Source organism: Holospora obtusa F1 (assembly GCF_000469665.2).
Taxonomy (GTDB): Bacteria; Pseudomonadota; Alphaproteobacteria; order Holosporales; family Holosporaceae; genus Holospora; species Holospora obtusa.
In genome coordinates this window covers 1-7,435 of sequence record NZ_AWTR02000051.1, presented here as the reverse complement: position 1 = coordinate 7,435, position 7,435 = coordinate 1, and the positions used below count along the sequence as shown (strand labels likewise).

Here is a 7,435-nt window from a genome sequence, read left to right as displayed (position 1 = left end):
TTCGCCTTGAAACAATATTGGCTAAACCAGTCGATGTTGCATAGTGATTTTGACTTATCAAATAGTCGCTATACATATCAAGAAGATCCAGTTTCATTTTTTGTCCTTAAAAACTTACAGACGAAAAATATGATTATTTCAAGCAGAAATCAACTATTGCTGCGTAACATCAGTTCTTTAGTTAAATGTCTCAACTTTTTTAAGCTATAGAATTTTTACGAAACCCGTAAATGCTCCAGAAGCGCTCATACCAAAGCGCTTTTCCATTTCTGATCTATTACATAAATTAAAACTTTTCTTTACCCCCTCACGCTTTTTTGATAAACAGTGCCCTTCTGATGTGCGTCTCTTATCTACATTCATCATAATATTTGAAAAAAATCTCAAACTTTATCGATGGGCTACGAAAACTATTACTTTTATTCACATACTCTGTGACTTTTTTCAAAAATCTTGACTATATGAGGTTTGTGTTTTTTTCTTAAGTACAGCTCACTATTCATAAATATCAACTTAATTTATTGTATAATTTTGCATAAGAATTTCCAAAAAAGAAAAAAGCTTTTTTGACAGACTCCACTAGGGCGCGCCCAGTGCGCCTATCTTATGTCGATAAATATATTTTGTTTTCATTATTATTTATTGAGATTATTTTGAACGATTGTTTTTTTATTGTTGTTGTTCCTTATGCAAGAATGCAGAAATTATTTTTGCTTCGACTTCTTTTTGTTCTTGAAGACTGTTGTGTGTCATTTGAATCATTCCAAAGGCATCCTCTTCAGAAATTGCATGTTCATCCATTACTGTTTTGACTAAACCTAAAAAGGATGTATCTTTTTCAGGAAACAAAGCAGAAATCTTTTCTATCAATTCATCATATTCCTTAGGAGTTTCTTTTTTTCTTTGCGCTTGCGTATGTGATTCAAGAATTTCTCTCACATTTATCACAAAACCACTTGAGCAACAATCACGCTTTGCATACCTTTTCCAATCTGCAACGCGAAAAATACCAAAAAGTTTTTGCTCGTAGAGTTCTCGTTTTTGATCAGAAAGATCTTCTTTATCTGCTTCAGGTAAAATACCTAATAAGGCATTCATTATTGTTACATTCTTTTCTTGATACAATTCTGGAAAAGCGACAAATGCTTTACGTAAGATGTCAAGAGAATTTTTTTTATTTTCTAAATTTTGCTTAATTTTTATTTCTGAAAATTTTTCGTAAATGCCTTCAAAAACCTTAATTCTGCCAGTTTCCTGAGTTTCATTTCTTAAAAGATGTTTTAAAAGTTTCGTTAATTGTTCTTCAGAAAACCCGACTTCTTTTAATTGGTGTACATTGCGCATCAAGCTTCCTAAATAAGCTTCATTTTCAGAACATTCTTTCTGATCTTGAGCTCCGTCTTCAAAATTATTGACGAAAAGACATAAAAGGTCCCATCCAAAATTGTACGGAGCGTGTTGATTATCTGCAATTCTCTTGTGCACCATACGTTTTGTTTGATCTAAACAAAATTCAAAATGATCTTCAAGATTGTAATATAACGCTCCCATTGATACTATTTTGTTCATTTGAATTTTATATTGCTCTATAAAATTAAAAACAGCCAAAGATGAATCTCCGTAAATACGCTGTAGATCAAATAAACTATCTTTTATTGTTGAGAACAGGCAGTGCTTGTAAGTAGAAGCATGATCCATAAAATGCAGTTCTATTTTGTACCGATCAACCATGGCTAAAACCTCTGAACGATCTCTTGATGCTTCGTTAATGGGAGAAAAATTTTGATTTTCTTTTCTTTTTTGAATATTTTTATCTATACTTTTAGAAAATAGACCTTTGCACCATTCTGAAGAATAAAGCTCAAAACTTTTAAATGGAAAAGCGCTTGTAAGAAAAACAGATGAAAAGCTATCTCTTAAAATTCTAGATATATCGTATTCTGATAGATCTTTTTCTTGTTGAATTTTTTCTTTTATTATTTTTTTGACCCCATCAGAATGCTTGTCTTCGAAGAAAGGAAAAAGAGTGATTAATTGTCTCTCTAAAAAGGTAGGATTTGCTTTCGTATTAATTTCATCATTAAGAATAAACTCTAAATTTGCCTCAAGACCTGCTCCCTTAGAAAAAGCTTGAATGACATGATTAATCATTTTTGGTTGAATACCACCATGTCCGTCTGGTGTACTTGTTTCAAAACTTTGCTTAAACTGATCTACGCTGTATTCATACGCAATAACAGCGGAAATCCCAAATTTTTTTCTTATATCCGTTAATATGATCGGAATATTTCTATAAATTTCACTTTCTTTAAGTTTAAGAGTATGAGCTTGAGATGGAACTAATTCTTTGGAATTACAAATAATGTCTTTAATTTTGATAGTGATTCTTTTTTTAATCTGTTCGAATTCTTGATTTTCTTCTTGATTTGTTTTTTGTATCAAATTTTCTTCCGTTTGCTGATGAATCCAAGCATAAGTATCAAAAGAGCACGACATAAAAAAAATAAAAAATAGTTTAGTTTGAAGTAAAATTTTCATTTTCGTATACATAATGTATCTTATCATCTTTGAAATATTAACACAAAAACAATATTAAATCAAGATTAATAAAAATAAAAAAACAATCAAAAAATATACAATCCAGGAGGATAAAAGAATAAATTAGAAAGGTACATAAAGGTCATAGAAGACATTTAACTAAAGAATGATCATAATGCGAGCACATATAAACTGACATTTTTTAGGTTATCTTGAAAGTAATGAAACGGTTTCATTGTCTTGTCAACCATACCATGACATATGAGAAGATCATTTTGCCTTTCTTTTAAAGCACGCCAATGGACGTCGAACACTGTGTGTTGATTCAATAGGAAACGTAAGATCTTTGGAAATGTAAGATCTTTGGAAATGTAAGATCTTTGGAAATGTAAGATCTTTGGAAATGTAAGATCTTTGGAAATGTAAGATCTTTCCCATAAACATGTTTTTCTTCAGGAAGATTTCTAAAAAAACCTACCCACTCATATGTAATAACCAGCTTGAGGTGTCAAGCAATATAGAAGATAGTCTACCTGCTCTATTCACCTGAACTCAATCCTATTGAAAGATTCTGAGAGTATACTGAGACGCACACGATTAAAAATAGAATCTATGGTAACCTCGATGATTTAAGCAAATCTGTATGCAATTTTATCAAATCTCTATCAACTGAGGGTATTTTAAAAACATGCTCTGTAAATTATTTAACTAAATTAATTTAGGGAAATAGTATAATATTTTTGCCGAGCTTTTTTATTTTCTTCATTTTGAAAATAAATTTTATTTACTTTAAAAGTTCTGTCTAAATTTATTTAATTTTCATTTGTAACAAATTAAGATGAAGCTTATGAAGATAAGTGTGATTTTTAGAAGAAAATTTTAAGATCACATACTCAGAATCTTTTTCTTTGATTAACTGAATGTCCTGCTTTATGTATTCATAAATCTTCACTTAATTTACTATAGTTTGATATACGATGTATTCGTTTCGATGTAAATAGCTTAAAATGGTTGTTTACATTTCATCTATGGTCAGCCATAAATAAGTTGTTAATTATTTGCATAACTAAAATCATTCATATATAATTTTATTCAAGTTATTCTTAATTTTTTTGAGTTTGCGTAAAAAACAATTTTTTCTTTTTAAAATTGCTTCTTTCGTTTTACTTTTTTGTTTTCTCAGTATTTTTAATCTTGTTGCTTCTCCTGAGTCTATAATAGATTTAAAGTGGGGAGAACCAACATACGAGACAGCGACTTACGTAAAAGTTCCTTTAAAAATTTTAATTGCACCTCATTGGAAATTGATGGGGCCGAACAGCATTGGGGATACATTAATTAATCCTCCAAAAATTTCTTGGAAAAATTCTAAAAATATTTCTAACGTACAAGTTTTTTGGCCTGCAACTATTGCATGGTTTCAAGAAAATCAAAGAGGACAAGTCTATCGTCACCATGTATTTGCTATGCTGTACGTTCAATTAAAGGATAGAAATGGAGGAGAATTGAACATTGAATTTCAAGGACAGTGCTGTTCTAGTGTGTGTAAAGTTGTAAGATCTTCTCTTTCTTTACCCTTGAATGCTTCTCAAAAATTTCAAGGGGGAATATGGAAAATGTTATCTTTTGCATTTTTGGGGGGCGCTATATTAAATGTTATGCCTTGCGTTCTACCTGTATTGGGGTTAAAACTTAAGGGACTATCAAAGGTCTCTCCTTTTTTACTACGACGAACATTTTTAATGACAAGTTTTGGAATTTTTTTAGGATTTTGGTTACTAGCCATTGCCACGATCTTATTAAAATTTGTTTTTCAACGAGAAGTGGGCTGGGGAATTCATTTGCAAAATCCCTATTTTTTAATTGCGCTATGCTTGATTATGGTTGTTTCTTCTTACAGTCTTTTGGGGCTGTTTCAGTTTAATATTCCAAGATGGACACTTCGTTTTGTTCCCAAAGATTATAGAACCTCTCTTGGTGCTCTTGGATCTGGATTATTAGCGGTAATTTTAGCTACTCCGTGTTCTGCTCCTTTTTTAGGTCCTGCACTAGGATACTTTTTGTGCGGAACAGCTCAAGAGATTTTATATGGGTATACTGCAATTGCACTTGGGTTTGCTTTTCCTTATGTTATCGGTTTTGTGTTTCCTATCTACCGTTTCCTTCCAAAGCCCGGAGGATGGATGGTGCTCTTAGAAAGGCTCATAGGCGTTTCTTTTTTAGGAGCCGCTACCTGGCTAGTATGGTGGCCTTTGAGATCGTTTCTTTCAGGATTTATGCAGCAATTAGCTCTGGGATTACTGGTTTTAATGGCTTCTGTACCCTTATTGCACTATTTCTTAACTTATCGTTTATCGTTATTATGGAGAAGTATTTTATTGTTTGCATTACCTAGTATAGCTGGGATAGGATTGTTTTTGTTGCCATTTTTTAGTCAACAATCTACTCAAAAAATATCTATGCAGGATGGAAAAATTCATTGGATTTCATGGAGTCAAAGTTTAATGCGCCAAGCAATACAAGCGGGGCGAATTGTATTTATTGACGTCACAGGAACAGGATGTTTAACATGTATGCTTAATAAACAAGTTTTTTTAAATCCTAAAATCCAGACTCTTCTTGGAAAGCCAAACATGGTATGCATGCGTGCAGATTATAGTAAAGGTTCTGATGAAATTACGGCACTATTAAAATCTTTTTCTCGCGCGGCCATTCCTTTTAATGTTTTTATTTCTAAAGATTTTCCAGGGGGAATTGTTTTGAGTGAGCTGTTAACTGTAAAAGAAATCGAAGATGTGTTGATTTTGTTTAATAAAAAAAATCAAGATTTTTCTACACGGACGATTTCCTTTGCTTTTCCGTTTAATAAAACATTTATATCAAAATCAAAAGGAGTAATAGAACATGTCTAATTGCCAAGACCCACTTATCGTTTCTTTATCCTTTGAATCAGCTATGAAACAGTTGGAAGAAATTGTTCGAAAATTTGAATCAGGAGGCTTGACGTTAGAAGAATCGGTCGTAGCTTACGAGCGAGGAACTAAACTGCGTAAGCACTGCGATGAGTTACTTAAGCATGCAAAGCTTAGAATGGAGCAAGTAAATCGAAATGTAGAAGAAGATACATCTGTTCACTCAATTGCCTTAGACTCTGAAGATACATCGAATCATTCTTGAATGAAACTTTTTCAAGCATTGATTTGTTTTAAAAATTTAAAATTATAATTTTGAGAGTTTTGATGTTTAGATAGTTTTGTCAAAATACGACTATAGTGTCGTATTAAGGTCATCAGCAATGCATTGCAAGAAGTTTAATTCCGAAAACTGCATAAGGAGCGGTATAGTACGCAAGATTCAGAGCTATAAGTGTAAGGAATGAGGTTATACCTTTGTTAAAGGTGGCAAAAGAGGCAAAAGGGAAACGGCTGTCAGAAAAGCTTTATGCGTCATTTTATACTTTTTAGCTAAGGCATTATTCTCCTTTTATTATAGGTGGGTGGTGGCAAAGATGGAAAAAATACAAGGATCTGAAGTTTCAGGTCACATTCAAGCAGTGAAATTTGATGAAATGTGGCATTTTTTCCAAAAAAAGAAGTCAAAAACTCTGGATTATCAAAGCTGTTGATCGTAGCACACGGATAACTTTACAGGAAATCGTGATGCTGCAACATTCACACAACTTTACGAAAAAGTCAAACATCTGAAAATTGCACATTTTATACTGATGACTGGGATGCTTTCTCTAAAGTTCTACCAAAAAATCGCCATAGTATTGGAAAATCAGGCACTGTATAGAGCAAGATCATAGTAATACAAGACATCACCTAGGACGCATGACGAGACCTACTAAAGTTTCCAAGAAGGGAATCCCCTATGGTATACGGATCAATCAAGCTTTGGTGTGCGCTTACGACACCAAAAATCTTTAATTTTATAATGTAAGTATAATAAAAGAAATATATATATTAGTGTTTAAAAAATCAAATTTATTTTACGTATTTGTGATGCATTCATTGTTAGTTTCAAATCTGTACGCTAATTGCCATCCGACGAACAAAACATCAACGAGCGTAATACAAGAAGTGAATGATAAAAAATTTGTTACAAATAAGCAATGTAACTTCGAAATAGACCGATTAATTGATAATCTTTGGCAAGATTTTCTGTGGAAAGAAGATGAGGAGCTTAAGGAAAAACCGAGGATCCATCCAGGTATACTAAATGCATTAGTAAATAATCTAAGGAAGTTCGGTGAATATGATTCCAGATTTTTTGAAGATTTTTTGATTGAATTAAAGCAAACTCAAAATTTTGAGACCCAGCCTTTGTTGTGTAGTGTTTGAGGATCCTGTGGTGACTTCGACCTGAGCGTTGGTCCAAGGATGCTTGAATTTGGTGAGCCTGTGTTCAATGTTATGCTCCTTGCACATCACATCAAAGGCGGTGCGTTTTGTTTTTTGGCTTCAGGTGTTGCGCAAACAGTTCATAGGTAAATTGAGCCCCATTGTCTGTGAAAATTTTCGTTATTTTAAAAGGACAATGGGCGATCAGATTTTTCAAAAATGCACTTGACTCGTTAACCGACGCCTTTGAATGGAGCTCGACATAAACGTACTTTGTGGCCCGATCAATGGCCTACAAAAACGCATTTCCCTTGATCTGTGAGAACCTTCTGTACTGTCAATATGAACAAATCCAAAGGGATAAATTTCTTTTTTTCAGGAGCCGACTCTTTTTTTGGGTAAGGCATTTAGACCATTTCTTTTAAGGCATCAATGCAGATTAGAGCCCATGAAATTGGGAATCTTTTTTTTCACTCTGTACAGAGTTTTGTATTTCTTTTCGGACTCGAAGCGTCGTCTTGGCATTTCCATGCAGTATACTTCCCATAAATTCA

Annotated in this window: 5 protein-coding genes; 4 read left to right on the top strand and 1 reads right to left on the bottom strand. The window is 32.9% G+C overall.

What is annotated here, in order from left to right; genetic code table 11:
- Positions 1-669: 669 nt before the first annotated feature.
- Positions 670-2,538, bottom strand: a complete 1,869-nt coding sequence (locus P618_RS02485) for a hypothetical protein (RefSeq protein WP_021827645.1) — start codon at positions 2,536-2,538, stop codon at positions 670-672.
- A 1,112-nt stretch (positions 2,539-3,650) separates the two neighbouring features.
- On the opposite strand from P618_RS02485, the gene P618_RS02480 reads away from it, so the two are divergent.
- The 4 genes from P618_RS02480 to P618_RS02470 all read left to right on the top strand — a co-directional run bounded on the left by P618_RS02480 (position 3,651) and on the right by P618_RS02470 (position 6,881).
- A complete protein-coding gene (locus P618_RS02480; RefSeq protein ID WP_021827642.1) occupies positions 3,651-5,450 on the top strand; it encodes a protein-disulfide reductase DsbD family protein in 1,800 nt (599 codons plus the stop codon).
- Positions 5,443-5,715 carry an exodeoxyribonuclease VII small subunit gene (locus P618_RS02475; RefSeq protein ID WP_021827641.1) on the top strand — a complete coding sequence of 91 codons (273 nt, stop codon included), beginning with the start codon at positions 5,443-5,445 and terminating at the stop codon, positions 5,713-5,715. The genes P618_RS02480 and P618_RS02475 overlap by 8 nt, the downstream gene beginning before the upstream one ends.
- A 386-nt stretch (positions 5,716-6,101) precedes the next feature.
- The gene (locus P618_RS07815; RefSeq protein ID WP_156918972.1) at positions 6,102-6,242 is read left to right on the top strand and encodes a hypothetical protein; all 141 of its coding nucleotides are present in this window, start codon (positions 6,102-6,104) and stop codon (positions 6,240-6,242) included.
- Positions 6,243-6,506: 264 nt separating this feature from the next.
- Entirely contained in the window at positions 6,507-6,881 is a 375-nt protein-coding gene (locus P618_RS02470) for a hypothetical protein (protein ID WP_156918971.1), read from the top strand.
- The last annotated feature ends 554 nt before the right edge of the window (positions 6,882-7,435 follow it).